The 25866-nt window shown below is 73.4% G+C and carries 20 protein-coding genes; 12 read left to right on the top strand and 8 right to left on the bottom strand.

The window, feature by feature from the left end; genetic code table 11:
* Window positions 1–4 precede the first annotated feature (4 nt).
* The gene (locus tag ACFWN3_RS05245; RefSeq protein WP_377644110.1) at window positions 5–1789 is read left to right on the top strand and encodes an acetyl/propionyl/methylcrotonyl-CoA carboxylase subunit alpha; all 1785 of its coding nucleotides are present in this window, start codon (window positions 5–7) and stop codon (window positions 1787–1789) included.
* A 13-nt stretch (window positions 1790–1802) separates the two neighbouring features.
* Here the strand turns inward: ACFWN3_RS05245 and ACFWN3_RS05250 are convergent, their stop codons facing one another.
* From ACFWN3_RS05250 to ACFWN3_RS05275, 6 genes are all read right to left on the bottom strand, one after another.
* A complete protein-coding gene (locus ACFWN3_RS05250; RefSeq protein ID WP_377644112.1) occupies window positions 1803–5273 on the bottom strand; it encodes a hypothetical protein in 3471 nt (1156 codons plus the stop codon).
* 183 nt (window positions 5274–5456) lie between these two features.
* The gene (locus ACFWN3_RS05255; RefSeq protein ID WP_377644114.1) at window positions 5457–5990 is read right to left on the bottom strand and encodes an Rv0909 family putative TA system antitoxin; all 534 of its coding nucleotides are present in this window, start codon (window positions 5988–5990) and stop codon (window positions 5457–5459) included.
* A gap of 83 nt (window positions 5991–6073) precedes the next feature.
* On the bottom strand, window positions 6074–6370 hold the full coding sequence (locus ACFWN3_RS05260) for an antitoxin (protein WP_377644116.1): 297 nt from the start codon (window positions 6368–6370) through the stop codon (window positions 6074–6076).
* A 353-nt stretch (window positions 6371–6723) separates the two neighbouring features.
* On the bottom strand, window positions 6724–10830 hold the full coding sequence (locus ACFWN3_RS05265; protein ID WP_377644118.1) for a BTAD domain-containing putative transcriptional regulator: 4107 nt from the start codon (window positions 10828–10830) through the stop codon (window positions 6724–6726).
* Window positions 10831–10964: 134 nt separating this feature from the next.
* Window positions 10965–11588, bottom strand: coding sequence for a hypothetical protein (locus ACFWN3_RS05270; protein WP_377644120.1), 624 nt, complete (start codon window positions 11586–11588; stop codon window positions 10965–10967).
* Between the two features lie 83 nt (window positions 11589–11671).
* Window positions 11672–13084, bottom strand: coding sequence for an NAD(P)H-quinone dehydrogenase (locus ACFWN3_RS05275; RefSeq protein WP_377644121.1), 1413 nt, complete (start codon window positions 13082–13084; stop codon window positions 11672–11674).
* A gap of 227 nt (window positions 13085–13311) precedes the next feature.
* Between ACFWN3_RS05275 and ACFWN3_RS05280 the strand changes: the two genes are divergently transcribed.
* The 4 genes from ACFWN3_RS05280 to ACFWN3_RS05295 are packed head-to-tail and all read left to right on the top strand — an operon-like array spanning window position 13312 to window position 17276.
* Entirely contained in the window at window positions 13312–14460 is a 1149-nt protein-coding gene (locus tag ACFWN3_RS05280) for an ABC transporter substrate-binding protein (protein ID WP_377644123.1), read from the top strand.
* Window positions 14461–14518: 58 nt separating this feature from the next.
* Window positions 14519–15349 carry an ABC transporter permease gene (locus ACFWN3_RS05285; protein ID WP_377644125.1) on the top strand — a complete coding sequence of 277 codons (831 nt, stop codon included), beginning with the start codon at window positions 14519–14521 and terminating at the stop codon, window positions 15347–15349.
* The gene (locus tag ACFWN3_RS05290) at window positions 15346–16197 is read left to right on the top strand and encodes an ABC transporter permease (protein ID WP_377644126.1); all 852 of its coding nucleotides are present in this window, start codon (window positions 15346–15348) and stop codon (window positions 16195–16197) included. The genes ACFWN3_RS05285 and ACFWN3_RS05290 overlap by 4 nt, the downstream gene beginning before the upstream one ends.
* A complete protein-coding gene (locus ACFWN3_RS05295; RefSeq protein WP_377644128.1) occupies window positions 16194–17276 on the top strand; it encodes an ABC transporter ATP-binding protein in 1083 nt (360 codons plus the stop codon). The genes ACFWN3_RS05290 and ACFWN3_RS05295 overlap by 4 nt, the downstream gene beginning before the upstream one ends.
* Here ACFWN3_RS05295 and ACFWN3_RS05300 read toward each other — a convergent pair.
* Window positions 17234–17749 (bottom strand): DUF2306 domain-containing protein, encoded by a 516-nt coding sequence (locus tag ACFWN3_RS05300; RefSeq protein WP_377644130.1) that lies wholly within the window; start codon window positions 17747–17749, stop codon window positions 17234–17236. The genes ACFWN3_RS05295 and ACFWN3_RS05300 overlap by 43 nt on opposite strands.
* The gene (locus tag ACFWN3_RS05305; RefSeq protein WP_377644132.1) at window positions 17746–18159 is read right to left on the bottom strand and encodes a MarR family winged helix-turn-helix transcriptional regulator; all 414 of its coding nucleotides are present in this window, start codon (window positions 18157–18159) and stop codon (window positions 17746–17748) included. The genes ACFWN3_RS05300 and ACFWN3_RS05305 overlap by 4 nt, the downstream gene beginning before the upstream one ends.
* Before the next feature lie 80 nt (window positions 18160–18239).
* Here ACFWN3_RS05305 and ACFWN3_RS05310 point away from each other — a divergent pair, with 80 nt between their 5' ends.
* The 7 genes from ACFWN3_RS05310 to ACFWN3_RS05340 all read left to right on the top strand — a co-directional run bounded on the left by ACFWN3_RS05310 (window position 18240) and on the right by ACFWN3_RS05340 (window position 25854).
* Complete coding sequence (locus ACFWN3_RS05310) at window positions 18240–19079, top strand: purine-nucleoside phosphorylase (protein ID WP_377644134.1); 840 nt, start codon at window positions 18240–18242, stop codon at window positions 19077–19079.
* An 8-nt stretch (window positions 19080–19087) separates the two neighbouring features.
* Window positions 19088–20770, top strand: a complete 1683-nt coding sequence (locus tag ACFWN3_RS05315) for a phospho-sugar mutase (protein ID WP_377644136.1) — start codon at window positions 19088–19090, stop codon at window positions 20768–20770.
* Window positions 20771–20779: 9 nt separating this feature from the next.
* On the top strand, window positions 20780–21565 hold the full coding sequence (locus ACFWN3_RS05320) for a DUF4241 domain-containing protein (RefSeq protein ID WP_377644138.1): 786 nt from the start codon (window positions 20780–20782) through the stop codon (window positions 21563–21565).
* A gap of 277 nt (window positions 21566–21842) precedes the next feature.
* On the top strand, window positions 21843–22769 hold the full coding sequence (gene deoC / locus ACFWN3_RS05325; RefSeq protein WP_377645533.1) for a deoxyribose-phosphate aldolase: 927 nt from the start codon (window positions 21843–21845) through the stop codon (window positions 22767–22769).
* A gap of 28 nt (window positions 22770–22797) precedes the next feature.
* Complete coding sequence (locus ACFWN3_RS05330) at window positions 22798–24249, top strand: aldehyde dehydrogenase family protein (RefSeq protein WP_377644139.1); 1452 nt, start codon at window positions 22798–22800, stop codon at window positions 24247–24249.
* A complete protein-coding gene (locus ACFWN3_RS05335; protein WP_377644141.1) occupies window positions 24246–25163 on the top strand; it encodes an aldehyde dehydrogenase family protein in 918 nt (305 codons plus the stop codon). The genes ACFWN3_RS05330 and ACFWN3_RS05335 overlap by 4 nt, the downstream gene beginning before the upstream one ends.
* 76 nt (window positions 25164–25239) lie before the next feature.
* Window positions 25240–25854, top strand: coding sequence for a uridine kinase (locus ACFWN3_RS05340; protein ID WP_377644143.1), 615 nt, complete (start codon window positions 25240–25242; stop codon window positions 25852–25854).
* The last annotated feature ends 12 nt before the right edge of the window (window positions 25855–25866 follow it).

Raw genomic sequence — 25866 nt, forward strand, 5'->3', positions numbered from 1 at the left:
GGCCATGGCCATCACCAGTGTCCTCATCGCGAACCGGGGGGAGATCGCGGTGCGCATCGCCCGCGCCTGCCGTGACCACGGCGTCCGCTCGGTCGCCGTGTACGCCGACCCCGACCGCGACGCCCTCCACGTGCGCGTCGCCGACGAGGCGTACGCGTTGGGGGGGTCGACCCCGGCGGATTCGTACCTGCTGCAGGACAAGCTGATCGAGGTCGCCCACCGGGCGGGGGCGGATGCGGTGCACCCGGGGTACGGCTTCCTCGCCGAGAACGCCGAGTTCGCGCAGAAGGTGATCGACGCGGGGCTGACCTGGATCGGACCCGGCCCCGAGGCCATCGACTCCCTCGGTGACAAGGTCAAGGCGCGCCACATCGCGCTGGCCGCCAACGCCCCGCTGGTGCCCGGCACCGCGGACCCGGTGGCCGGGCCCGAGGAGGTCGTGGCGTTCGCGGCCGAGCACGGCCTGCCGGTGGCTATCAAGGCCGCGTACGGCGGTGGCGGGCGCGGCCTGAAGGTCGCGCGCACCATGGAGGAGATCCCCGAGCTGTTCGAGTCCGCGGTGCGTGAGGCGGTCACCGCGTTCGGGCGCGGGGAGTGCTTCGTCGAGCGGTTCCTGGACCACCCGCGGCACGTGGAGACCCAGTGCCTGGCCGACACCCACGGCACCGTCGTCGTGGTCTCCACCCGCGACTGCTCGCTCCAGCGCCGCAACCAGAAGCTCGTCGAGGAGGCCCCCGCCCCGTTCCTCACGCCTGAGCAGCACGCCGAGCTGGTCCGGGCGTCCAAGGAGATCCTGACCGCGGCCGGGTACGTCGGCGCCGGGACCTGCGAGTTCCTGATCGGGCCGCAGGGCGACATCTCCTTCCTGGAGGTCAACACCCGCCTGCAGGTCGAGCACCCGGTCTCCGAGGAGGTCACCGGGATCGACCTGGTGCGTGAGCAGCTGCGCATCGCCGACGGCGAACCCATCGGCTACCCCGACCCGGCCCCGCACGCGCACTCCATCGAGTTCCGCATCAACGGCGAGGACGCCGGCCGCGGCTTCCTCCCGGCGCCCGGCACGGTCACCCGGATGACGGTGCCGACCGGCCCCGGCGTGCGCTGGGACGCCGGGATCGTCGAGGGCGACACCGTCGCCGGCGCGTTCGACTCGATGATCGCCAAGCTCGTCGTGACCGGCGCCACCCGCACCCAGGCCCTGCAGCGGGCCCGCCGCGCCCTGGCCGAGCTCGTCATCGAGGGCATGCCCACCGTGCTGCCCTTCCACCGCGCCGTCGTCACCGACCCCGCGTTCGCCCCGACCGACCCCGACGCGCCGTTCACCGTGCACACCCGCTGGATCGAGACCGAGTTCGACAACACCATCGATCCGTTCGCGGGCGGCCCGGCCGACGCGCCCGAGGCCGCCGAGCGCCAGACCGTCGTCGTCGAGGTCGACGGCAAACGCCTCGAGGTCACCCTCCCCGCCGGCCTCACCACCAGCACCGGCGGCGGCACCGGTGGCGGGTCACGTCAGAAAGCCCCCCGCCGCAGCGCCGGCACCACGACCGGCGCCGCCGCCTCCGGCAACTCCCTGACCGCCCCCATGCAAGGCACCATCGTCAAGGTCGCCGTCACCAACGGCGACACCGTCACCGCCGGCGACCTCGTGGTCGTCCTCGAAGCCATGAAGATGGAACAACCCCTCACCGCCCACAAGACCGGCACCATCACCAACCTCACCGCCACCATCGGTGCCACCGTCACCAACGGCGCCATCCTCTGCGACATCACCGACCCCCAGGGCTGACTCGTTCGCGGAGTCAACCTCGACGGGTGAGGGCGAGGGAGGCGAACGCTTCGTCGGTCGCTGTCTGCCACTCGGCCTCGACAGGAGCAGTCGACGTCGACGTCACATAGACCATCGTCGCTCCGTTGGATGCGCAGAGTTGGCGCTGCATGACGGGCCCGTTGTCGCTGGAGGTCCACGTGAACGCGATCTCTACGGCGTCGGCTGCGCCGGCCACCTGAACCCGACGTCGCTGGACGAGCGCGAAGTCCTGGAACGTGCTGTCCGACCGATACTCGGCCACCATCCCGTCCACGACCTCATTGACAGAGGTGACGTCGTCCTCTGCGGTGACCAGGATGTTGCTTCCGCTGAAGCACTCACGCGCTTGGACGTCTCTGTCGTCCACACCAAGCGGCCTCCGGGCGCCAACCCAGTTCTCCGGGACGTCGATCGCGAAGTCCGTGGCCTGCACACGGTCGAGATCGGCGAGCGGCGGCACGGTCTTCTCGGCGACGAGGGAGTTGAAGACCTCACGCACGAGCTCGCTCTCCCCTGCGGACAACGACACCGCCGCCATGACCAAGCTGCCCCCACAGTTGACGTCGGGGGTGTACGAACTCACACCGATACCTGCCAGGAGAGACCCGTCCTCCGACTTCCACACCCGGGGGCTCTCCAGTCCCACGAAGAAGCCGCGCGAGAGGTCATGCGGCCGCTCGGTCATCTCCGGGCCGACCGTGTCCTCGAGCCACTGCTGCAGCGTGGCATCCAGCTCCTCGGCTACGTCCCCTTCGGGGATGTATCCCTCCGACCGGTGCACCCACAGGCCGGTGTCTCCGTCCGCGTGCGGCGTCGCCGCCCAGTCCGTCCCCGCGTACTGGGTCTCTGCGGTCCAGGTGTCGGGAACCACGGCAGTGAGGGACAGCTCCTCGGTCGACACACGCTGGGACACTCCGGTGTTGGCGCGCGTCTTCTCCACCGTCTGGATCTTGCGACCGCGACTGAACAGATCGGCGCGGTATTCGCCCTCAGGTAGCGCGACTTCCGTTGCGATCAGCCGATTCAGGTGGTCGCCGGGAATGACAGTGGCCTGACTCGCGTCATCCAAGACCCCCCACCGGACGTCCTTCGAAGGTCGGAAGTACCACACGACGCTGATGTTGCCGTCGGCCTGCTCCTCCGTGCTGACCCTCACCTCCTGGGGGAACACGTCCAACGTTGCGTCAGCAAGCCTCGGGACATCGCCGCGGTCTACGGCAAGGGCTGACACGACCACCTCCTGCAGCGCCCCGATGTCCCGTTCGTCATCAAGCAGCTCGATGTCCGCCAAGGCCCACAACGCCGTCTGCAACCGTGACGATGCGTCGCCGATGCCGCCACCCGGACACATCGCACCCACGTTGAGGCACCGAACAGCTCGTCGGTAGTCGGTCGCGGCGCCATCAGTGTCACCGAGCGCCGCCCGCGCCAGGGCCGCGTTGAAGCGCCCCGCGTGAAGGGTTGTCCCCGCCGACGCCTGATGGGACTCCAGCTGGGTGACGGCTGATCGGGTAAGCCCGAAACCTCTGCGCAGCAGGGCATCGGCATCAGCGGCGCCCTCGTTCAAGCCGGACAGGATCAGGGCCCAGCCGAAGTTCAGGAGCGCGCCGGGAGTCCGCGGACCGAGGTCCACCGCCGTGGCGAGGTCAGCCGTGAAGTCGCTCAACACCTCCGGACGGAGCTCTGATGACAACACCCCGGCCGCCGGGATCGCCGCGTTCTCGCACGCCCGTGCCAGGGCGCGCTGGGCGTAAGCCGGGCCGTAGCCTGAGGTCCGTTCGATGGCCCGATCCAGGATCTCTTGGTCACAGACACCGATCCTCGCCTCAGCGACATCGCGGGCGAACTCGACCTCCTCGGCGGCCCTGAGCCGCCCGTCGCCGATCGCGGCGCCGACCGGGACCGTCACCGCCACGACCGATCCGAGGGCAGCCCCCGTGATCCCCACGAGCAGCAGGCGGGATGACATGCGTCGGGTACGTCCCCCGTCCGAGGCCAGGGCGAGCAGGAAACCGGAGAGTCCGAGCAGCACCAACGCCACGGTGTAGCTGGAGGAGCGCGAGGACCAGCCGTCGGCGGACTGGTTGGACCTGTCGGCCAACGTCGCGCAGAGGAAGGCAGGCTTCTGTGAGGCGAAGATGTGGCGCACTGCGCCGTCGTCATCCTGGCGGAGCGAGTCAAGGACCGATCGAGCGTCAGAACGTGACCCCGCTCTCGTCGGGCAGTCCGATGGGGCGGAGAAGGCGAGGGCCGGCTGGCCGACCGCGGCGACGAGAGAGTCCACGAACGTCTCCCGGGTCCCACGCAGCTGATCGGTCGCCTCCGCTTCGCCGTAGTCCCCACGAAGATTGGCGGCAGCGACGCGTGCGTCGAGAACCGCGACCTCGTGAGCGGCCGACAGGTCCCACAGCGCCTGAGCGTGGCCACGGTGAGCCAACGCTGCAGTGAGTGACCGCTGGTTGTCGGCGGTCGCGCGAAGCGACCGCTCCGCACCCGTCGACAACGAAAGCCCGATGGCCGTTGCGGAGAACGCCACGACCGTGAGGGCAGCCGCGACCTCCGCCCACCAGTGCGGGCGCTGCAGGCTCCAACGAGGACCGACGTGACGACGATCGAGCCACCACTGCACCACCAAGACCGTCAGGACAAGGCCGAGTCCCGCTCCCACGGCCGCCCCCTCCCCGAACCAGACCAGCAGCACGAGTCCCGAGGCGATTGCGCTCACGGCCATGGCCAAGGCCACGTGGAGGAGCATCCTCAGCCCCCGCGGCGAGATGCGTCGAGGGCGGTGGCGCCTGTCGCTGAGGACATCGACGCCCACCAGCCCGAAGAGCGCGAGGCTGAAGGCCAGGCCGGCCGTCATCAAGCCGTACTCACGCGCGTTGAGATCGGCCAGACGGGGCGCGCTGTCGACCTCGATCCCTGGGTACTGCGGCATGACGGACAGCGCCCAGGAACCGAGGGCTCGCATGCCGGACGACGTGCTTTCGCCGGTACGGGGACAGGCGCTCTCTGCGTCTCCACCCAACATCTGCGAGTTCAGGGACTGCAGTGCCACCTGCACCGGAAGGACGCCCGAGCCATCCGGATCGGGTCCGAGCAGCTTGTATCGCTCTGCCTCGAACGCCACGAGCGTCGAGCAGTACTGCGCCACAGTGCGGACGTCGTGATCGACGTACGTCTGGAGCTGCGCGGCCCACATCTGTTGCTGAACGAGAGCAGCGCGACGACTACTCGTCACGTCATCGGCGAGATCCGACGCGCGCGTGGCCTGCCACACCGAGAACGCACTCAAGGTGACCGCGACCGCCATCAACGTGACGAGCACCACCTCGCGGCCCACGACGGTTCCGGCAACCCGTCGGATCAGCGCCGCGATCCGCGGTGCATTCCCACGACCACGCGTCGCACCGGCGTCGTCGACATGCCCTGCCCCTGGATCCGCCGCTCGGCGATCTGACATGTCCTCACGATGGGTGCAGGCGCCCTGCGCTGTCACTAGCCCGTTGGTACTAGCGCGAGCCCGTTGGTCCTAGCGCGCGGACGGCGGACCGGCTAATGCCCAGCGGCGCGGAGGTGCCCGGGAGTGATGGCTCAAGCTTCGTTGATCCGCGCTACGTCGCCGCGCCTGCTCAAGCCGAACCTCCTACTGGCCGGGGACGAGGGGCTGCGGGTCGGCGTCGTCGCGTCGCGGCTCGGGATCGTCGGGCGTCCCGGGCGCGGGGTTGGGTGCCGGGACCTCAGGCGTGCTGCCGGGCAGCGGCTCGGGCAGGCTCGGCTCGCGCGACGGGTCGGTGGCCGAGGGCTCGGACGGAACGGGAGCCGGGACGTCCGGGTTCGGCCCGGGGGCCGGGGCATCGGGCGTCGACCCCGGGTCGGGGGTCGGGACCGGCGGCGGCGCGGGTGAGGGCGGCGGCGTCGGCGCGGGCACCGGCTCCGGTGCGGGCACCGGCTCCGGCGACGGCCCGGGGGCCGGCTGCGGGTCGGGCAGACCCAGCTGGTCCTCGAGGAAGTCACCCCCGGAGTCGACGGCGTCCTTGAACCTCCCACCCGTGCGCTCGTCGACGAGGTCCTCGAGGCGCTCGATGGCGCTCCGGGCCTGGTCCGGGTGCTCCTTCGCGTAGTCCTTGGCCTTGTCGACGTACTCGCCGGGCTCCCCCAACGACTGCTGACCACTCATCGCCACACCTTCCGGTCGGACCTGCGGACCCTCGTCACGCTAGCCCGCAGCGCCCGCCGGAGGTGCTTTGGTGTCGTGCTCGCTCAGCCGCCCGTCGTGGGCGGGGGCGGGGTGCTGCCGGTCGGCGGGGGCGGCGGCGGGGTCGTGCCCACGGCCGGGTGCGTCGTGCCGGTGGGGGTCAGGCCGAGCGAGCGACGCAGCGCGCTGCTGCCCTTGCCGAGCTTGGCGTCGTACTTGCCGTGGGTGCGGCTGCTCACGGTCGACTCGACGCGGTCGAGCGCCTGGCCGACCTTGTCGGGGTTCTCGCGGGCGTAGTCGCGGGCCTTCATCGCTGCGGCGCCAGCCATCGCGAAGAGGGTCCTCGTGGGGATCTTGGCCATCAAGGGGCACCTTCCGTGTCCTCGGGTGTGAGCCGTGCTGCCACCGTAACCTCCGGCGGGCCGCGGGAGTTCCGCGGTGGCACCCCCACTACCCCGTCGTGACCCGACCGACACCGCCCCGCCCCCGCGAGCCGCCGGCCGGACATCGAGCACGTCACCCCCGTGGGGAGGGGACCGCTTGGGGGTGACGTGCAGCCCGGGCCTGACCCGATCCTGGGCCGGCACGCCCCTCGAGGGTGGCGTGCCGGCGTCGGATCCTCTGGTGGCGCGACCGTAGCAGCGCCCGGGCCGGCCGGGGAATGGCCCGATCGAGCCATCCCTGACCGGGCGCCGGGCTGGTCGGGGAGCCCCGCCTACGCGCCCGCGCACACCGGCTGGAACTCGCGGTCGGGGAGGTGGTCGCGCCACTCGCCCTCCGACAGCTCGCGGCCGGCGATCGCACAGGCGGAGCGCGCCCAGGACGCCGGGTCGAGGTCCCACCGCCGCACCGGCCCGAGGTCCTGCGCCACGAGCAGCGCCGAGCGGTCGGGGGCGTACCCCACGGCCGTGGCGCCGTCGACCGACACGGCCCCGAGGAACGCCCCCGTGCGCCCGTCCCACCGCCCGACCCGTCCGCTCGCCGTCGTCGACCACTCACTGCCGTCGGCCGAGAAGGACGGCGCCCACCCGGCGAACGGCTGCCGGTCGGACAGCGGTGCGACCCACCGGCGCTCGTCGACGTCCCGCAGCCCCACGGCCCCGTCCGTCGTCGTCACGGCGAGCCGCTCCCCGTCGGGGGACCAGGCCAGCCCGAAGGCCTCCACCCCGAGGTCGAGGGGCCGCACCGCGCCGGACCCGGTGTCGACGAGCACCGGGGCGGCTCCCTCGACCCCCACGAGCACCTCCGTGGTGCGGGGGCGCTCCTGGAGGAGGGCCACCAGGGAGTCGGCGTCCCCACCGCCCGCCGGCGTGACGTCCACCGGCTCACGACGTGGGTCGAGCGTGCGGGCGTCGAGGACGTGCACCCGCCCCCGGGTCGTCCCCACCACGAGGGCGCCTCCCGCGACGAACTCGGCGTAGAGCACCTGCTCACCCCCGGGAAGGTCGCGGCGGGCCACCTCCTCCAGGGTGGCGCCGTCCCAGACCGTGACGACGTCGTCGCGGGTCTGCACGGTGAACAGGGCGCCGTCGGGGCTCCACGCGCCGTCGAGCCAGGACGCGAAGTCCTGACGGACCTCCACGGTGCGCGACTCCACCCCCGTCGCGACGTCCTGCACCACGAGCGTCGGCTCGGGCCCGCCGTACACCCTCAGCAGGCGTCCACCGTCGGGGGAGAACGAGACGAACGCCCCTCCGCCCGAGGGCGACTCGCCGCCCATCGACGGCAGGAAGCCCCGCTCGCCCGTGAGGTCCCAGGCGAAGACCATCCCGTCGAAGGACGCCGTGTACAGCGTGTCGCCGGACGCGTCGAAGGCCGGCCACCCCCCGCCGTCGTCCTGGCCGAAGACCTCGACGGGCTCGTCGCCGCTCGTGTCCCAGACCACGAGGGTGTCGCCCGCCGACGCCATCCTCGAGCCGTCGGCGGAGAAGGTGATGCGGTCCACGCCGCCGACGACCGGGACCACCCGGCGCACCTGACCCCGGGTGGTGTCGACGAAGGCGAGCTGCGTCCCGGCCGCGGCGACGAGGGTCGTCCCGTCGGGGGACAGCGCGAAGGCGTCGTCGACCGCAGCGACGTCGAGGTCGGCCGGGGCCAGCGTGCGCAGCGTCCGGCCCGAGGGCAGCTCGGTCTCGCGCAGGACCCCGCCCCCGGAGGTCCACAGCGACCTCCCGCCGGCGGCGACGAGGGGCCGCTCGCTCTGGTCGCCCAGCTCGAGCAGGGCCACCGGGCGGTCCCGGGCGATGAGGTCCCACACCCCCACGAGGGTGGCGTCGGCCCCCTCGGTGACGGGGAGCGTCGCGGCCAGCCAGCGCGAGTCCGGGCTGATCGAGACGTTCTGCTGGGCGTGGCGCCCGGCAGGGATGCCGCCGAGCTGGGCGTCGGCGACCGTGCCGTCGGGGTCGAGGAGGACGACCGCCGGGAGCGCGGCGCCCTCGAGGACGTCGGACAGCGGGGTCGCCACGAGCGTCGTCCCGTCGGGCGAGGCGAAGACGCCCGCCCCCCGCAGCTGCGGGTGGGTCGCGACCGCGTCCAGCGTGTCGGCGCGCCGCACGAGGAGGCCCTCGTCCGGCGCCTGGGCCATGACGAGGCCGGTGCGGACGCTCGTCGCGAGGCTGACGACCCGCGGGGTCCGTGCCATCCGGACGAGGTCGGGCGCCCGGTCCAGGGTCGCGAGGAGGTTGGCGCGCGTGTCGGTCGACGCGTCGAGCCGCACCCCGGCGACGGACAGCAGGAGGGCGGTGTCGAGGTCCTTGGACCGCAGCGCCTCGGCCCCGAGGCGACGGGCGTCCGACGCGGTGGCCGCCGCGTCCGCGCGTCGTGAGGCGACCGAGGCGACCACGCCTGCGGTGGAGGCGAGGACGGCGAGCACGACCGTCGCGACGAGGCCGGCCCGCAGCCGACGGTTGACCCTCCGCTCGCGGCGCACCTGCTCCTCGGTGGCGCGCTGCTCCCGGTCCGCCAGCGCCGCCGACGCCGTGAGGAAGTCGGTCTCGTCCTCGGCGAGCACCGGGTGGGTGCGCTCCACCCACTCGCCCGCGCGAACCTGCCGGACGCCGCGGTAGAGCTCGCTCTCGGGCCGGCCCTGGGCGACCCAGCTCTCCGCGGCGACGGAGAGGTGGCGCAGGATCCGCTGGCCGTCGACGTCCTCGTCGAGCCAGGACCGCAGCCGGGGCCAGGCGACGGCGAGGGACTCGTGCGCGACCTCGACCGAGTCGCCGTCCGCACTCAGCAGCCGGGCCACGACGAGCCGCTCGACGAGGTCCCTGCGCCGCAGGTCGCGGTCGACCGTGCGTCGCGGGACGCGGGTCCGGACCGGCGCCCCGTGCTCCCCCGTCGTGACGAGCCGGGTCATGAGCTCCCTCAGGAGCACGCGGTCGCCGACGTCGAGCGAGCGGAACAGTCCCTCCGCCGACTGGGCGACCGCCTCCCGCACCCCGCCGGTCGCGCGGTAGGCGGCGACGGTCAGCGTGCGGCCCTCCCGCAGCTCCCAGGTGCGGCGCAGCACGTGCGACAGCAGCGGCAGGGCGCCGGGCTCCCCCTCGACGTCACGGACGAGGAGCTCGACGAGCCCGTCCTCGAGCCGGAGGCCGGCCTGGGCCGCCGGGCCCTCGATGGCCTCGCGCAGCCCCTCGACCGACAGCGGACCGAGGAGGTACAGCCCCCCCTCGACGAGCCGGGCGACGTGCGTGTGCGCCGACAGGTCGCCGACCCGGTCGGCGCGCAGGCCCAGCACGAGAAGCCCGCCACGCCGGTGGTGGTCGGCGAGGACGGCGAGGAACTGGCGCACCTGGTCGGCCGGCGCGGCGAAGACCTCCTCGCACTGGTCGACGACCACGGTCGTGCGCCGACCGAGCCGCAGCCCCTCGACCGCGGCCAGGGGCTCCGGGCCCGGTGTCACCACGGTCACCACCTGCCCGTCGGCGAGCAGCGCCGCCGCCAGGCCGGCGCGCAGCAGCGACGACTTCCCACACCCCGAGGGCCCGACGACGGCGAGCACCCCCGTCTCGTCGAGCCGCCGCAGGCAGGCGGCGACGTCGGCCCCCCGGCCGAAGAACGCCGTGGCGTCGTCGGCCTCGTACGCGAGGAGGCCCGGGTAGGGACAGGCGTCCCCGGCGGCGTCGAGCGGCTCCGGCGCGGCCAGGTGCGGGTCCTGCCGCAGGACGGCCTGCTCGAGGGCGGCGAGGGCCGGCCCCGGGTCGAGACCGAGCTCTGACGCGAGCCGGTTGCGGGCCTGCTGGAGCGTGGCGAGGGCGTCCGCCTGGCGTCCGCACCGGTACTGGGCGAGGGCGAGCAGCGCCCACCGCTGCTCGCGGGTGGGCTGCTCGCGCACGAGGACCGCGGCCCTCGTGGCGACCTCCTCGTGCCGGCCGAGCGCGAGGCACACCTCCGCCCCGAGCTCCTCGGCGTCGCGGCGCTGCTCCATCAGGCGCTCGGCCTCGATGCGCGCCGGCTCCCAGTCGGCCAGGTCGACGAACGGCTCGCCCCGCCAGAGGTCGGTGGCGCGGGTGAGGACGTAGTCGGCACGGTCCGGCTGGCCCTCGGCGAGGAGGGTGCGGGCTCGGGCCACGAGCTCGGCGAAGCGGACGGCGTCGACCTCGTCACGGTGCAGGTGCAGCCGGTAGCCACCCTCGGTGGTCTCGATCGCGGAGGCCCCGAGGGCGCGGCGCAGCCGGACCACGCAGCCCTGGACGACCTTCCCGGCCGACGCGGGCGGGTCGTCGCCCCACAGCGCCTCGGCGATCGTGTCGGCACGGACGGGGGACCCCTGCCGGAGCACGAGGACCTGCAGCGCCGCCCGGTCCCGGGGACCGAGGGACACCGCACCCCCGTCGACCTCCAGGGGACCCAGGACGCCGACCCGCACGAGCCCACTGTGTCGAGGCACCGGGTGGGTGTCAACGAGATCGACACCCACCCGGTCGCCCGACGGCCGGTGCGCCACCGCGGTCCCCGTCAGCCCAGCAGCGTCACGGCGACGGAGCAGAGGTCGAAGCCCCCGAGCCGCGAGACGCCGGTGGGCTCGGACTGCTCGTCGGAGACCACCGTGTCGTCGTCGGGGTCGGCCGGGTCGTTGACGGCGAGGTGCACCGTGCCGACGACCCGCCCGGAGTCGACCCCGAAGAGCGCGCCGGAGGGCGTGTGGACCGTGACGGTCACCGTGGCGGTGTAGACGGCCGTGATCGTCCCGTCGCCGTTGTCGGTCACCCGGGCGTCGGCCTCGCGGACGACCTCCCGCGCGGTGAAGGACTCACCCGTGGCGAGGTTGGTGTACACGTCGTGGGTGTTGTAGCGGAGCGAGAAGTAGTCGAGCCCGCCCGCGCGCGTCCGCGTCTGGAACCGCACGTTGGTGGTGCCGTCGTGGTGGACCGGGAAGGCGACGCCGACACACTCCCCGACGTCCTGCTCGACGTGCTCGAAGGAGAACCGCAGGTGCGAGGTGTCGGGGGGCACGGCCACGGCGGATGCCGCGGCGCCTCCCCACAGCCCGGCCGCACCCACGAGCGCGACGAGTCCGCGGCCGGTGCGGCGGCGGGCCGCCGACCGGCCGAGGGAGGGGTTCTTCGGTGAGCGGCTCATGGTGGCCTCCTCGTCGGGGGACCGTTCCGGACCCGATGCCACCACGGTCACCGCCCCGGTATCACCGGGGTATCAGCGCCCCGTCAGCCGGTGACGTGGAGGCGGCGCGCGGCCTCGGCGATCGACCCGGAGAGCGAGGGGTAGACGGTGAAGGTCGAGGCGACCTGGTCGACGTTGAGGCGGTGCTGCACCGCGAGGGTCACCGGGAAGATGAGCTCGGACGCGCGCGGGGCGACGACCACGCCCCCGACGACGGCCCCCGACCCCTTCTGCGCGAAGAGCTTGACGAAGCCGTCGGTGATGCCGAGCATCTTCGCCCGGGCGTTGCGGGCGAGCGGGAGCATGAGGACGTCGGCGTCGACGCGCTCCTCGTCGACGTCCTTCTGGGTCACGCCGACCGTGGCGATCTCGGGGTCGGTGAAGATGTTGGCCGAGACGACCCCGAGGTTGAGCGGGGCGACGGCGTCGCCGAGGGCGTGTGACATCGCCAGCCGCCCCTGCATCGCCGCGACCGACGCCAGGGGCAGCACGCCCGTGCAGTCCCCCGCGGCGTACACGCCCCGCACCGACGTGCGCGAGACCCGGTCGACGACGACGTGCCCGGAGGGGGAGAGCTCGATCCCGTTCTCCTCCAGGCCGATGCCGCGCGTCTGCGGGACGGACCCGACGGCGAGCAGCGCGTGCGAGCCGACGACCTCGCGGCCGTCCTCGAGCCGGACGACGACGCCGTCGGCGGTCCGCTCGACCGCCGCCATCCGCGAGCGCCCGAGGACCTCCATCCCGCGCTTGGTGAAGACGTCCTCGATGACGGTCGCGGCATCGGGGTCCTCCCCCGGCAGGACCCGGTCGCGGGAGGAGACGAGGACCACCTGCGAGCCGAGCCCGAGGTAGGCCTGGGCGAGCTCGGCTCCGGTGACGCCCGAGCCGACGACGACGAGGCGCTCGGGGAGCGCGTCGAGGTCGTAGATCTGCTGCCAGGTGAGGATGCGCTCGCCGTCGGGGCGCGCGGTGTCCATGACCCGCGGGGTCGCGCCCGTGGCGACGAGGACGACGTCGGCCTCGAGGTCGAGCTCGCCCTCGGACGTGTCGACGCGCACCGAGGTCGGCGAGGTGAGGACGGCGGTGCCGGCGAGGAGGCGGACCCCGACCTCGGTGAGCCGGGTCGTGATGTCGGCGCTCTGCGCGGCGGCGAGGGCGAGGACGCGGCGGTTGACCTCGCCGAGCTCGGCGACGGCGTCGGAGACCTCGTCGCCCTCGGCGTCCTCGAGGTGGACGCCGAGGTCGGCGGCGGTCTCGAACTCGCTCATGTAGTCGGCGGTGGAGATCAGCGCCTTGCTCGGGACGCAGTCGGTGAGGACGGCGGCCCCGCCGAGCCCGTCGCGCTCGACGACCGTGACGTCGGCGCCGAGGTGGGCCGCGACGAGGGCGGCCTCGTAGCCGCCGGGACCCCCGCCGAGGATGACGACTCTGCTCGACCGTGCGTTCACGGCCCCCATCCAACCACTGGGCGCGGCTCCTCCCCGACCCCGCCGGGTCGTCGCCGCGCGGTGCGCAGGACGCAACGGTTCGGTGTCGCCCCGAGGACGCGCAGGTCACGACCCGGGAAAGAATGCGCCGAAACACCAATGGTGCGGTTCCGAACCTTCAGCGATGTCCCTACAGTGCGCTGAAGGAGCGACGCCGCTCGGTGGCTCGCGCCGTACCCCTCAGGAGGTCCTGCACCATGTCCCACACCTTCGCCCGGCGCACGGGGGCCCTCGCGGCCGCCGGGTTCGTCGCCGCCGCACTCGTCGCCTGTTCCCCTCCCACCGAGAGCGGCTCCGGCAGCTCGGCCTCCGGGTCCGCCGGCGGTGCCGACGCCAAGACGGCCACCTCGGCCGCCGACCTCGGCGGCATGGAGGCCCTCGTGGCGGCCGCCAAGAAGGAGGGGGCGCTCAACGTCATCGCGCTCCCGCCGGACTGGGCCAACTACGGCGAGGTCATCAAGGGCTTCTCCGCGAAGTACCCCGAGATCAAGGTGACGAGCGACCAGCCCGACGCCAGCAGCGCCGACGAGATCGCCACGGCCAAGCGCCTCAAGGGCCAGGCCGGCGCCCCCGACGTCTTCGACCTCGGTGCCGCGGTCGCCCTCGCCAACACCGACATGTACGCCCCCTACAAGGTCGCCACGTGGGACGACGTCCCGGCCGACTTCAAGGACGCCGACGGCAAGTGGATCAACGACTACGGCGGCTACATGAGCATCGGCTACGACTCCGCCAAGGTGCCCGCGCCGACGAGCGTCAAGGACCTCCTCAAGGCCGACTACAAGGGCAAGGTCGCGCTCAACGGCAACCCGACCGAGGCCGGAGCCGCCTTCGCGGGCGTGCAGATGGTCGCGATCTCCGAGGGTGGCACCGCCGGCGACCTCACCAAGGGCGTCGACTTCTTCAAGCAGCTCAAGGCCGCGGGGAACTTCCTCCCGGTCGACCCGACCCCGGCCACCGTCGAGTCCGGCCAGACGCCGGTCGTCATCGACTGGGACTACCTCAACGCCTCCCTGTCGGCGAAGCTGCCGACCTGGAAGGTGTTCGTGCCCAAGGAGGCCGTCGTCGCCGGGTACTACTACCAGGCGGTCAACGTCGACGCCCCGCACCCGGCCGCCGCGCGGCTGTGGCAGGAGTACCTCTACAGCGACGAGGGCCAGAACCTCTGGCTCAAGGGCGGGGCCCGTCCGGTCCGCTTCGACGCGATGAAGACCGCGGGCACGCTGGACGCCGCCGCGGCCGCCGCCCTGCCGGCCGTCGAGGGAACGCCGGTCGTCCCGACCCAGGCCGACTCCGACACCGGCAAGAAGTACCTCGCCGACAACTGGGCCAACGCCATTGGCTGACAGCCGGCCCGCCGGCTCCACGGGGGCGCTCGGACGGCTTCGGCCGTCCGGCGCCCTCGTGGGCGTCGTGCCGTTCTTCGCGTACACGACGGTCTTCCTCCTCATCCCGACCCTCGTCGTCGTCGTCGGCGCGTTCCTCGACGGCTCGAACCGGCTGACGACCGGGAACATCGAGGGGCTCACCCAGCCCGCGGTGGTGCGCGGGCTCACCCAGTCGCTCATCCTCTCGGCCGCCACGGCGCTCGGGGGCGCGGCCCTCGGCGGACTGCTCGCCTACGCCGTCAGCACGGCCCGGGAGGGGTCGGTCACCAAGCGGTTCGTCACCTCCGTCTGCGGGGTGCTCGCCCAGTTCGGCGGTGTCGCACTGGCCTTCGCGTTCATGGCGTCGTTCGCCGCCAACACCGGGCTCATCACCAAGCTGCTCGCCGGGATCGGGATCGAGACCGGTGGAGGGCTCTGGCTGTACGAGTGGGACAAGGGCCTCATGCTCGTCTACCTCTACTTCCAGATCCCGCTCATGCTCATCGTCTTCCTGCCCGCGGTCGAGGGCCTGCGCCCGCAGTGGCGCGAGGCCACGGAGACCCTCGGGGGCACCTCGTGGACGTACTGGCGCCGGGTCGCGGCGCCCATCCTCTTCCCCTCGTTCGTCGGTGCGACGCTCCTGCTGTTCACCAACGCCTTCTCCGCCTACGCCACGGCCGCGGCCCTGGTCTCCCAGGGCCAGCCCCTGATCCCCCTCCAGATCGCGGCCACCTTCCGGTCCGAGGTCCTGCTCGGCCAGGAGAACCTCGGCAAGGCGATGGCCCTGGCGATGGTCGTCGTCGTCGCCGTGGTCATGGCGGTCTACGCCTGGCTCGACAAGCGCTCGAGCCGCTGGATGCAGCGATGAGCGGCCAGAGGGCGGCGTTCCACCGCCGCCAGCGGGTCTTCCGCTGGGTCGTCCTCCTCGTGGTGATGACGTTCTTCGCGCTGCCGCTGCTGAGCATGCTCGACTTCACGACCCAGGGTCCCGGCGGTACCGGACGCACCCTCGACACGTGGCGCACCCTCGCGGACTTCTCGGAGATCTCCCTCGAGTACCCGGCCCTGCGCGAGGGCCTGCTCGCCTCCCTCGGCCTGGCGGCCCTCACGGTCGTCGTCATGCTCGTGCTGCTCGTCCCCACGATGACGTGGGTCCGCCTGCGCCTGCCCGGGCTCTCGCGCACGGTCGAGTTCATCTGCCTGCTGCCGCTCACGGTGCCGGCCATCGTCCTCGTCGTGGGCCTCACGCCGGTCTACGCCTGGGTCTACTACCTCCTCGGCTCCTCGACCCTCTGGCTCGGGCTCGCGTACGTCATCCTCGTGCTCCCCTACGCCTACCGGTCGATCGACGCCGGGCTGCGCTCGATCGACGTGCGCACGCTGGCCGAGGCCGCCCGGTCGCTCGGGGCCGGCTGGGGCACCGTGATGTGGCGCGTCATCCTGCCGAACCTGCGCAGTGCCGTGCTGTCGGCCTCGTTCCTCACGGTCGCCCTCGTCCTCGGCGAGTTCACCGTGGCGAACCTGTTCTCCAAGAAGAACCTCCAGGTCGCGATGTACGAGCTCGGCAAGTCCGACGCGAAGATCTCGGTCGCCGTCGGGCTGGCCTCGCTCGTCTTCGTCGCGATCCTGCTGTTCGCCATGTCCTTCGTCGGCAGCTCACCTGCCGGCGCCTCCCCGTTCTCCCGACTGCGTCGTCGCAAGGAGCCCACCGCATGAGCACCGCCACCTCCACACGGACCGGAACCGCGGTCCAGCTCACCGACCTGCGCCGGCTCTACGGCGGGGTCGCCGCGCTCGACGGCCTCACCCTCCACCTCGAGCCGGGCGAGCTCGTCGCCCTCCTCGGGCCCTCCGGCTGCGGCAAGACGACGGCGCTGCGCTGCCTCGCCGGGCTCGACGACCCGACGAGCGGCACCATCGAGGTCGGCGGTCGCGACGTCACCGGCATCCCGACGAACAAGCGCGACATGGGGATGGTCTTCCAGGCGTACAGCCTCTTCCCGCACATGACCGCCCGGCAGAACGTCGAGTTCGGGCTCGAGCTGCGCAAGCGCGACAAGGCCTCCCGCCGGGCCCGCGCCGCCGAGATGCTCGAGCTCGTGGGGCTGGCCCAGCACGCCGACAAGTTCGCCCACCAGATGTCGGGCGGCCAGCAGCAGCGCGTGGCGCTGGCGCGGGCGCTGGCCATCGAGCCGCAGGTGCTCCTCCTCGACGAGCCGCTCTCGGCGCTCGATGCCAAGGTCCGCACCCAGCTGCGCGACGAGATCCGGCGCATCCAGCTCGAGGTCGGCACGACGACGCTCTTCGTCACGCACGACCAGGAGGAGGCGCTCGCCGTCGCCGACCGCGTCGGCGTCATGTCCGTCGGTCGCCTCGAGCAGCTCGCGGCACCCGACGAGCTCTACTCGGCGCCCGTCTCCCCGTTCGTCGCCGACTTCGTGGGGCTCACCAACCGGCTCGCCGCGACGGCCGCCGACGGGACGGCGCACGTCCTCGGGGGCACCGTCCCCCTGCTGCCCGGCTCGGCCACCGGCCCCGACGTCGTCGTCCTCGTGCGGCCCGAGGGCGTCACCGTCTCGCGCGTGGAGGGAGAGGCGCCGGCGTCCGACGCGTCGTCGGCCACCGTCGTCAGCTCGAGCTTCCTCGGCGGCCACGGCCGGGTCATCGTGCGCACCGCGGCCGACGAGCTCGTCACCGTGCAGGTGTCGAACACCTCGGTCACCGACTACCGCCCGGGCGACGCCGTGCGGCTTCAGCCGCGCGGGGACGCCGCGCTGGCGGTCGCGGCCGGCTGACCCGAGCGGAGCGCGAGCCGGTCGCCGACGAGGACGAGGACGGCGACGAGGGCCACGACCGTGGCCAGCGCCCCGGCCGCCCCGAGCGGCTCGTCGACGGCGAAGGTCGGCAGCATCCGGTCGGGGACGGCCATGGCGAAGACCATCGCGAAGCCCGACCCGATCCAGCTGCCGGTCATGTTGCCCCGGTGCCCCTGCACGTTCCCCCGCCGGATGTTCCAGACCCCCAGCGAGACCGTGACGAGGGTGACGAGGCTGAGGACGTGCAGCCACGAGAAGGCGCCGTCGCGAAGGTGGCGGATCCAGAACGAGGACACCGCGGTCCAGAGCATGAGGACGACCCACACGCGGCCGAGGTGCCGGTGGCGGGCGCCGCCCTTGCGGCGGGCGAGCTGCACGCCGCCGAGGAGCACCGAGGTGAGCGCGGCGACGACGTGGGTGACGATCAGCAGGGTCCAGGCGTGCACGGTCATCCCTCCCGGAGGGCGGCGGCCAGGCGCCGCACGGTGGTGGTGAGGTCGGCGGGGTCGACGCCGTGGTCCCGGACGAGGACGTCGAAGCGGTCACCGAGGACCGCGCCGGCGGCGGCGAGCCGCTCGGCCCCGAGGTCGGTGAGACGCAGCTCGCGCCGGTTGCCCCGCGCCCGACCGGCGTCGACGAGGCCGTCGCGGACCAGGCCCGCGACCATCCGGCTCGTCGCGCCCTCGCTCGCCCCGAGGCGCTCGGCGAGGTCGCGCTGGGTCGGGCCGTCGGCCTCGGAGACGTGGAGCAGCACGACGAAGCGCCGGTAGGTCAGGCCGACGTCGTGACGGGCGAGGAGCCCGTCGGCGGCGCGGTCCATGAGGGCGACGAGGACGTGGAGCTCGTGGGCGAGGCTGGGCATGCACGAAGTCTTGCACCTGCAAGTTGCAGATGCAAGGTCTGCCCCTCGTGGGCGCACCGGGCCATCGGTAGAGTCCCCCCGTGACCGACACCGCCGCCAGCCACAACCTGTCCGACCCGACGACCGACCCGTTCGCCGTCGCCGAGGCCGCCGCCGCCGTCATCCGCGAGCGCACGGGGGTCGAGCGCCACGACGTCGCCCTCGTCCTCGGCTCCGGGTGGGGCCAGACCGGCGACCGGATCGGCGAGACGCTCGCGACCATCGAGAACACCGACGTCCCCGGGTTCGGGAGGGCCGCCGTCGCCGGGCACACGGGCACCATGCGCTCGGTGGCCATCGGCGACACCGGCCGCAGGGCGCTCGTCTACGGGACGCGGACCCACTTCTACGAGGGGCGCGGCGTGCGCGCCGTCGTCCACGGCGTGCGCACCGCCGCCGCGGCGGGCTGCACGACGATCGTCATCACGAACGGCTGCGGCGGCCTGCGCCCCGAGTGGGCCCCCGGGACACCGGTGCTCATCTCCGACCACCTCAACCTCACCGCACACTCCCCCATCGAGGGCGCGAACTTCGTCGACCTCACCGACCTCTACTCGCCCCGGCTCCGTGCCGTCGCGCAGGAGGTCGACCCGACCCTCGACGAGGGCGTCTACGTCCAGTTCCGCGGGCCCCACTACGAGACCCCGGCCGAGGTGCGGATGGCCAAGGTGCTCGGCGGCGACCTCGTCGGCATGTCGACCTCCCTCGAGGCCATCGCGGCGCGGCAGAGCGGACTCGAGGTCCTGGGCATCTCGCTCGTCACCAACGCGGCCGCCGGGATCTCCGAGACGCCGCTGAGCCACGAGGAGGTCCTCGAGGCCGGACAGGCCGCGGCCGACCGGTGCGGGAGCCTGCTCGCCGCGGTCGTCGCGCGGATCTGAGGGCCCCGATGAGCGAGCGCCTCGCCTCCGTCCTCGACGCCGCCCGCGCCTGGGCGGCCGACGACCCCGACCCCCGGACGCGGGCCGAGCTCGAAGCACTGGTGCAGCGCAGCGAGGGGGGCGACGACCCCGCCGCCACCGAGCTCGCCGACGCCATGTCCGGGATGCTCGAGTTCGGCACCGCGGGCCTGCGCGGACGCCTCGGCGGCGGGCCGAACCGGATGAACCGCGCCGTCGTCATCCGGGCAGCGGCGGGTCTCACGGCGTACCTGCGCACCGTCGCCGCCCAGCCGTTCGTCGTCGTCGGGTTCGACGCCCGGACCAACTCCGACGTCTTCGCCGCCGACACGTGCGCCGTCGTCACGGGGATGGGCGGGCGGGCGGTCGTCCTCCCCCGGCCGCTGCCGACTCCGGTCCTCGCCTACGCCATCCGGTACCTGGGCGCCGACGCGGGCGTCATGGTCACGGCCTCGCACAACCCGCCCGAGGACAACGGGTACAAGGTCTACGTCGGCGACGGCTCGCAGATCGTCCCGCCGGTCGACGGCCGCATCGCCGCGGAGATCGCGGCCGTGGCCTCGGTGGCGTCGGTCGCGCGGGCCGACGACGGGTGGGAGACGCTCGACGACGAGGTGCTCGAGGCCTACCTCGACGACGTCCGCGGCGTCGTCGCCGCCGACAGCCCTCGCGAGGTCACCGTCGTCCACACCGCCCTCCACGGCGTCGGGTCCGAGACCGTGCGCCGCGCCTTCACCGCCGCCGGCTACGCCGAGCCGATCCCCGTGCCGTCGCAGGCCGAGCCCGACCCGATGTTCCCCACCGTCTCCTTCCCCAACCCCGAGGAGCCCGGCGCGATGGACGCCGCCCTCGAGCTCGCGGAGCAGACCGGGCCCGACGTCGTCATCGCCAACGACCCCGATGCCGACCGGTGCGCCGTCGCCGTGCCCGGGCCGGGCGGGTGGCGGATGCTGCGCGGCGACGAGGTGGGCGCCCTGCTCGGGGCCCACGTGCTGTCCCGCGGCGAGGCCGGTGGCGTCGTCGCCGACTCCCCCGACTGCGTCTTCGCCAACTCCATCGTCTCGAGCCGGCTGCTCGCGACGATGTGCCGCGCGGCCGGGGTGCGCCACGAGGAGACGCTCACCGGCTTCAAGTGGATCGGCCGGGTGCCGGGCCTGCGCTACGGCTACGAGGAGGCCCTCGGCTACTGCGTCGACCCGGCCAGCGTCCGCGACAAGGACGGCGTCTCGGCCGCGCTCCTCGTCGCCGAGCTCGTCGCCTCGCTGCGGGCCCGGGGCCGCTCCCTCACCGACCGCCTCGACGACCTGGCGCGCGAGCACGGGGTCTACGCCACCGACGCCTTCTCGGTCCGCGTCGACGACCTCTCGCTCATCGGCCGGATCATGGACCGGCTGCGCGCGCAGCCCCTGACCTCCGTCGCCGGCGTGGACGTCGCCCGGGCCGACGACCTGGCACGGGGTGACGGGGGCCTGCCGCCCACCGAGGGGCTGCGCTACTACCTCACCGACGACTCGCGCGTCATCGTGCGCCCGTCGGGCACCGAGCCCAAGCTCAAGGTCTACCTCGAGGTCGTCGAGCCGGTGACCGGCGCCGACCTCAAGGGTGCCCGGTCGCGGGCCGCCGCCCGCCTGGCGGCCGTGCGCGCCGACCTCGAGTCCGCCACGAGGGCCTGAGGACGACGCGTGCGCGCCGGGGGGCGGACGACACGGCGGACGTCGCGGCGGGCGGTGCTCGGCGGGGCCGCGGGGGGTCTCGCGCTGACCGCGGCCGGGTGCGACCCCTTCCGCAGCCCCACGTCGCCCGCGTCGACGACCGCCGGCGACGACGTCCACGGCCCGATCGACTTCCCGGAGGGTCCGCTCGACCCGGCCACCCTCCTCCCCTACGGCTCGCGGTACCGCACCGAGGACGGGGAGGTCCGCACCCTGGAGCGGGTCGAGGGGCCCGTCCTCGACGCCCGCGGCACCGTCGCGCTCGCCGACCCGGGCTTCATCCGGTACGAGGAGGTCGTCCCGCTCGCCTCGTTCACCGGTCCCGTGCGGAGCGAGCTGGGGCTGTTGTCGTTCCCCGCCCGCACCGTCGACGCCGGCACGGTCCCGGCGAGCCGTCGGGGCGCGACCGTGGCGTTCGGCGAGGTGGCGGCGGTCGACCGGTGGGAGGCCGCTCGCGGCGCCACGGGCGACTGGCTCGGGGTCGGGGTCGACGCCGCCACCGGCGCCCTCTACGACGTCTCGGCCAAGCCGGCGCTCGACCGCTGGGAGCAGGCCCAGTGGGTCCCGCTGTTCGAGGAGGTCATCCGCTCGGGGTTCGCCGAGGTCCGGCTCGACGGGCGCACCGTCGCGGTGATGTTCGACTGCGGCGTCGGCGACGGGTGGTACCCCGCCTACCTGGGACGCGACCGCTCGGGCGCCGTCAGCGCGGTCGCCCTCGACCTCGAGCTGCGCCACCGCCTCACGCGGCTCCCCTGACGCAGGTCGTCTCCCGGGTCGCGCGGCTGCGGCTGCACCGACATCGACCGGTCGGTCACCGGAGGGACGGCCGAGCCCCGCCCGGGCGTACCCCGCGTGACCTTTCGGGCGATGGGCGTACGGGGCGAGACCTGACAGGTCGGGCTCGGCGCGGTCGTCGGGTGCTGCCCCACCGGCGGTGTCCAACGCGCGGACGCGCCCCTAGAGTGGAGCGGTGAGCACCCAGACGGCTGTCGACCCCACGGTCCGCGCCCGAGACCTCCTCGGGGTCTCCCGCCTGACGAACCAGGCCCTCACCTCCTGGCTGCACGGCCTGCCGGGCGTGGACCAGGTGGGCTGCGAGGCCCGGGCCGCGGGCCTCGGCACCCGCTCGATCAAGACGACGAGCAAGGCCTGGGCGATCGACACGGCGATCTCGATGATCGACCTCACGACCCTCGAGGGCGCCGACACCCCCGGCAAGGTGCGCGGCCTCGCGACCCGCGCCGTCGTGCCCGACCCCACCGACCTGACGACCCCGAGCCCCGCGGCGGTGTGCGTCTACGGCGACATGGTGACCATCGCCAAGGAGGCGCTCGGCGACTCCGGCGTCAAGGTCGCGGCCGTCGCCACCGCCTTCCCGAGCGGCCGGGCCAGCCGGGCCGTCAAGCTCGCCGACGTCAAGGACGCCGTCGACGCCGGGGCCGACGAGATCGACATGGTCATCGACCGCGGCGCCTTCCTCTCGGGCGACTACCTCACCGTCTTCCGCGAGATCGCCGAGACCAAGGCCGCCTGCGGCGACGCGCGGCTCAAGGTCATCATGGAGACCGGCGAGCTCGTCACCTACGACAACGTCCGCCGCGCCTCGTGGCTGTCGATGCTCGGCGGCGGCGACTTCATCAAGACCTCGACCGGCAAGATCTCGCCGGCCGCGACCCTGCCCGTCACGCTCGTCATGCTCGAGGCCGTCCGCGACTGGCGCGAGAGCACCGGCGAGATGGTCGGCGTCAAGCCGGCCGGCGGGATCCGCACGAGCAAGGACGCCATCAAGTTCCTCGTCACGGTCTCGGAGGTCGCCGGCGAGGAGTGGCTGACCAACGAGTGGTTCCGCTTCGGCGCCTCGAGCCTGCTCAACGACCTCATCCTCCAGCGCCAGAAGGCGAGGACGGGCGCGTACAGCGGCCCCGACTACGTCGCCGACGACGCCCCCAGCGGCTACTGACCCACCCACGGATCCCGAGGACGCACAGATGCCCCCCTTCGAGTACGCACCGGCCCCCGAGTCGCGCTCGGTCGTCGACATCGCGAGCAGCTACGGCCTGTTCATCGGCGGCGAGTTCGTCGAGGCCACCGGCGGCACCCCGTTCAAGACGATCAACCCCGCCACCGAGGAGTCCCTCGCCGAGGTGAGCGAGGCGAGCGCCGCCGACGTCGACGCGGCCGTCCGCGCGGCCCGCACCGCCCACACCCGCGTCTGGTCGCGGATGAGCGGCGCCGACCGCGGCAAGTACCTCTACCGGATCGCCCGCATCCTCCAGGAGCGCGCCCGCGAGTTCGCCGTCCTGGAGACCCTCGACAACGGCAAGCCGATCAAGGAGAGCCGCGACGTCGACGTCCCCCTCGCGGCGGCGCACTTCTTCTACCACGCGGGCTGGGCCGACAAGCTCGAGCACGCGTCGCTCGGCCCCGACCCGCGCTCGGTCGGCGTCGTGGGCCAGGTCATCCCGTGGAACTTCCCGCTGCTCATGCTCTCGTGGAAGATCGCGCCGGCGCTCGCGTGCGGCAACACCGTCGTCCTCAAGCCGGCCGAGACCACCCCGCTCACGGCGCTGCTCTTCGCCGAGGTCTGCCAGCAGGCCGAGCTCCCCCAGGGCGTCGTCAACATCGTCACGGGCGCCGGGCCGACGGGTCAGGCCATCGTCGACCACCCGGGCATCGACAAGCTCGCCTTCACCGGCTCGACCGGCGTCGGCAAGATGATCGCCCGCGCGATCGCCGGCACGCGCAAGAAGGCCACCCTCGAGCTCGGCGGCAAGGGCGCCAACATCGTCTTCGACGACGCCCCCATCGACCAGGCCGTCGAGGGCATCGTCAACGGCATCTTCTTCAACCAGGGCCACGTGTGCTGCGCCGGCAGCCGGCTCCTCGTCCAGGAGAACATCGCCGACGACCTGCTCCGCCGTCTCCAGCGCCGGCTCGGGACGCTGCGGGTGGGCGACCCGATGGACAAGAACACCGACGTCGGCGCCATCAACAGCGCCGCCCAGCTCTCGCGCATCGAGGCGCTCGTCGACGCCGGCGAGGCCGAGGGCGCGACCCGCTGGGACAGCGGTTGCGACCTGCCGACCGCCGGGTTCTGGTTCCGCCCCACCGTGTTCAGCGGGGTCAGCCAGTCGCACCGCATCGCCCAGGAGGAGATCTTCGGGCCGGTCGTGTCGGTCCTGACCTTCCGCACCCCGGGCGAGGCCGTCGCCAAGGCGAACAACACCCCGTACGGCCTGTCCGCGGGGATCTGGACCGAGAAGGGCAGCCGCATCCTCTGGATGGCCGACCAGCTCAAGGCCGGCGTCGTGTGGGCCAACACGTTCAACAAGTTCGACCCGACCTCGCCGTTCGGCGGCTACAAGGAGTCGGGCTACGGCCGCGAGGGCGGTCGCCACGGCCTCGAGGCCTACGTCACCACCGCCGGAGGTGCCAAGTGAGCGCGCGCGTCGACGTCCGCAAGACGTACAAGCTCTACATCGGCGGGAAGTTCCCCCGCTCCGAGAGCGGCCGCTCGTACGAGGTCTTCGCCGCGCCGAGCGGGGGCCGCCGGGCCGCCGCGGCCCCGCGCTTCCTCGCCAACGCGTCGATGGGGTCGCGCAAGGACGCGCGTGACGCCGTCGTCGCCGCCCGCAAGGCCCAGCCGGGGTGGGCCGGCGCCACGGCGTACAACCGCGGCCAGGTCCTCTACCGGGTCGCCGAGGTGATGGAGGGGCGCCGCGCGCAGCTCGTCCAGGACGTCCGCGACAGCGAGGGCCTGACCCCCGCGCGGGCCGAGGCCGTCGTCTCCGCCGCCATCGACCGGTGGGTCTGGTACGCGGGCTGGTCCGACAAGTTCACCCAGGTGCTGGGGGGCCTCAACCCGGTCGCCGGGCCGTACTTCGACATCTCCGCCCCCGAGGCCACCGGCGTCGTCGCGGTGCTGGCGCCGCAGGGCTCGAGCCTGCTCGGGCTGGTCTCGGTCGTCGCGCCGGTCGTCGTCTCGGGCAACACCGTCGTCGTCCTCACGAGCGAGGAGCGCCCGCTGCCGGCGGTCACCCTCGCCGAGTGCCTCGCGACGTCCGACGTCCCGGGCGGCGTCGTCAACATCATCACGGGCCGCACCGCCGAGGTCGCGCCGTGGCTCGCGAGCCACCGCGACGTCAACGCCATCGACCTCACCGGTGCCGCGGACGCCGAGGGCGTCGTGTGGGGCGACCTCGAGCTCGCCGCCGCCGAGAACCTCAAGCGCGTCGTGCGACCGGGCGGCACCGGCGTCGCGGCCGTCGAGCCCGACTTCGAGCCGGTGCCCGACCTGCGCCGCCTGTCGGCGTTCCTCGAGACCAAGACCGTCTGGCACCCCAAGGGCCGCTAGCCGCTGACCACGGGCCGGCACGACGGGCGCCGACCCCGGTCGGGCGCCCGTCCCGGTCCCCCTAGACTCGTCACCCGTGGACGAGCAGGCGAGGGAGACCGACCGACGCCGGGTCGTCGTCCTCGCCGGGCCCAGCGGGTCGGGGAAGTCCCGCCTCGCGGCGCGGCTGCACGCCGAGCACGGCTGGCCCATCTTCCGGCTCGACGACTTCTACCGTGACGAGGACGACCCGGCGATGCCGCGGCAGGCCGAGCTCGGCATCGTCGACTGGGACCACCCCGACAGCTGGGACGGCGAGCGCGCCGTCGCCGCGCTGTGCGCCCTCGTCGACACCGGGTCCACCCCGACGCCGGTCTACGACATCTCGCGCAGCCGCGCGGTGGGCACGCGCGAGGTCGTCGCGGGACCGTACGACCTCGTCCTCGCCGAGGGCATCTTCGCCGCCGAGGTCGTCGACCGCCTGCGCGCGTGCGGCGTGCTGCACAGCGCGTGGTGCATCCACCACGCACCACCGGTGACCTTCGTCCGGCGCCTCCTGCGCGACCTCAAGGAGCTCCGCAAGCCACCGCTCGTCCTCCTCCGCCGGGGCCTGTCCCTCATGCGCGACGAGCCGGGGATCGTGCGCCGGCAGACCGACCTCGGCGCCGTCCCCGCCCGGCCCGCGGCAGTCGAGTCGGCGCTGCGCGACTGAACGGCCGGGCCC

The sequence above is a fragment of the Oryzobacter terrae genome, from assembly GCF_042756445.1.
Classification (GTDB): Bacteria; Actinomycetota; Actinomycetes; order Actinomycetales; family Dermatophilaceae; genus Oryzobacter; species Oryzobacter terrae.

Coding starts and splice junctions, on each gene's coding strand:
- ACFWN3_RS05245 (WP_377644110.1), top strand. CDS start 5: ATGGCCATCACCAGTGTCCTCATCGCGAACCGGGGGGAGATCGCGGTG.
- ACFWN3_RS05250 (WP_377644112.1), bottom strand. CDS start 5,273: ATGTCAGATCGCCGAGCGGCGGATCCAGGGGCAGGGCATGTCGACGAC.
- ACFWN3_RS05255 (WP_377644114.1), bottom strand. CDS start 5,990: ATGAGTGGTCAGCAGTCGTTGGGGGAGCCCGGCGAGTACGTCGACAAG.
- ACFWN3_RS05260 (WP_377644116.1), bottom strand. CDS start 6,370: ATGGCCAAGATCCCCACGAGGACCCTCTTCGCGATGGCTGGCGCCGCA.
- ACFWN3_RS05270 (WP_377644120.1), bottom strand. CDS start 11,588: ATGAGCCGCTCACCGAAGAACCCCTCCCTCGGCCGGTCGGCGGCCCGC.
- ACFWN3_RS05275 (WP_377644121.1), bottom strand. CDS start 13,084: ATGGGGGCCGTGAACGCACGGTCGAGCAGAGTCGTCATCCTCGGCGGG.
- ACFWN3_RS05280 (WP_377644123.1), top strand. CDS start 13,312: ATGTCCCACACCTTCGCCCGGCGCACGGGGGCCCTCGCGGCCGCCGGG.
- ACFWN3_RS05290 (WP_377644126.1), top strand. CDS start 15,346: ATGAGCGGCCAGAGGGCGGCGTTCCACCGCCGCCAGCGGGTCTTCCGC.
- ACFWN3_RS05295 (WP_377644128.1), top strand. CDS start 16,194: ATGAGCACCGCCACCTCCACACGGACCGGAACCGCGGTCCAGCTCACC.
- ACFWN3_RS05300 (WP_377644130.1), bottom strand. CDS start 17,749: ATGACCGTGCACGCCTGGACCCTGCTGATCGTCACCCACGTCGTCGCC.
- ACFWN3_RS05305 (WP_377644132.1), bottom strand. CDS start 18,159: ATGCCCAGCCTCGCCCACGAGCTCCACGTCCTCGTCGCCCTCATGGAC.
- ACFWN3_RS05315 (WP_377644136.1), top strand. CDS start 19,088: ATGAGCGAGCGCCTCGCCTCCGTCCTCGACGCCGCCCGCGCCTGGGCG.
- ACFWN3_RS05330 (WP_377644139.1), top strand. CDS start 22,798: ATGCCCCCCTTCGAGTACGCACCGGCCCCCGAGTCGCGCTCGGTCGTC.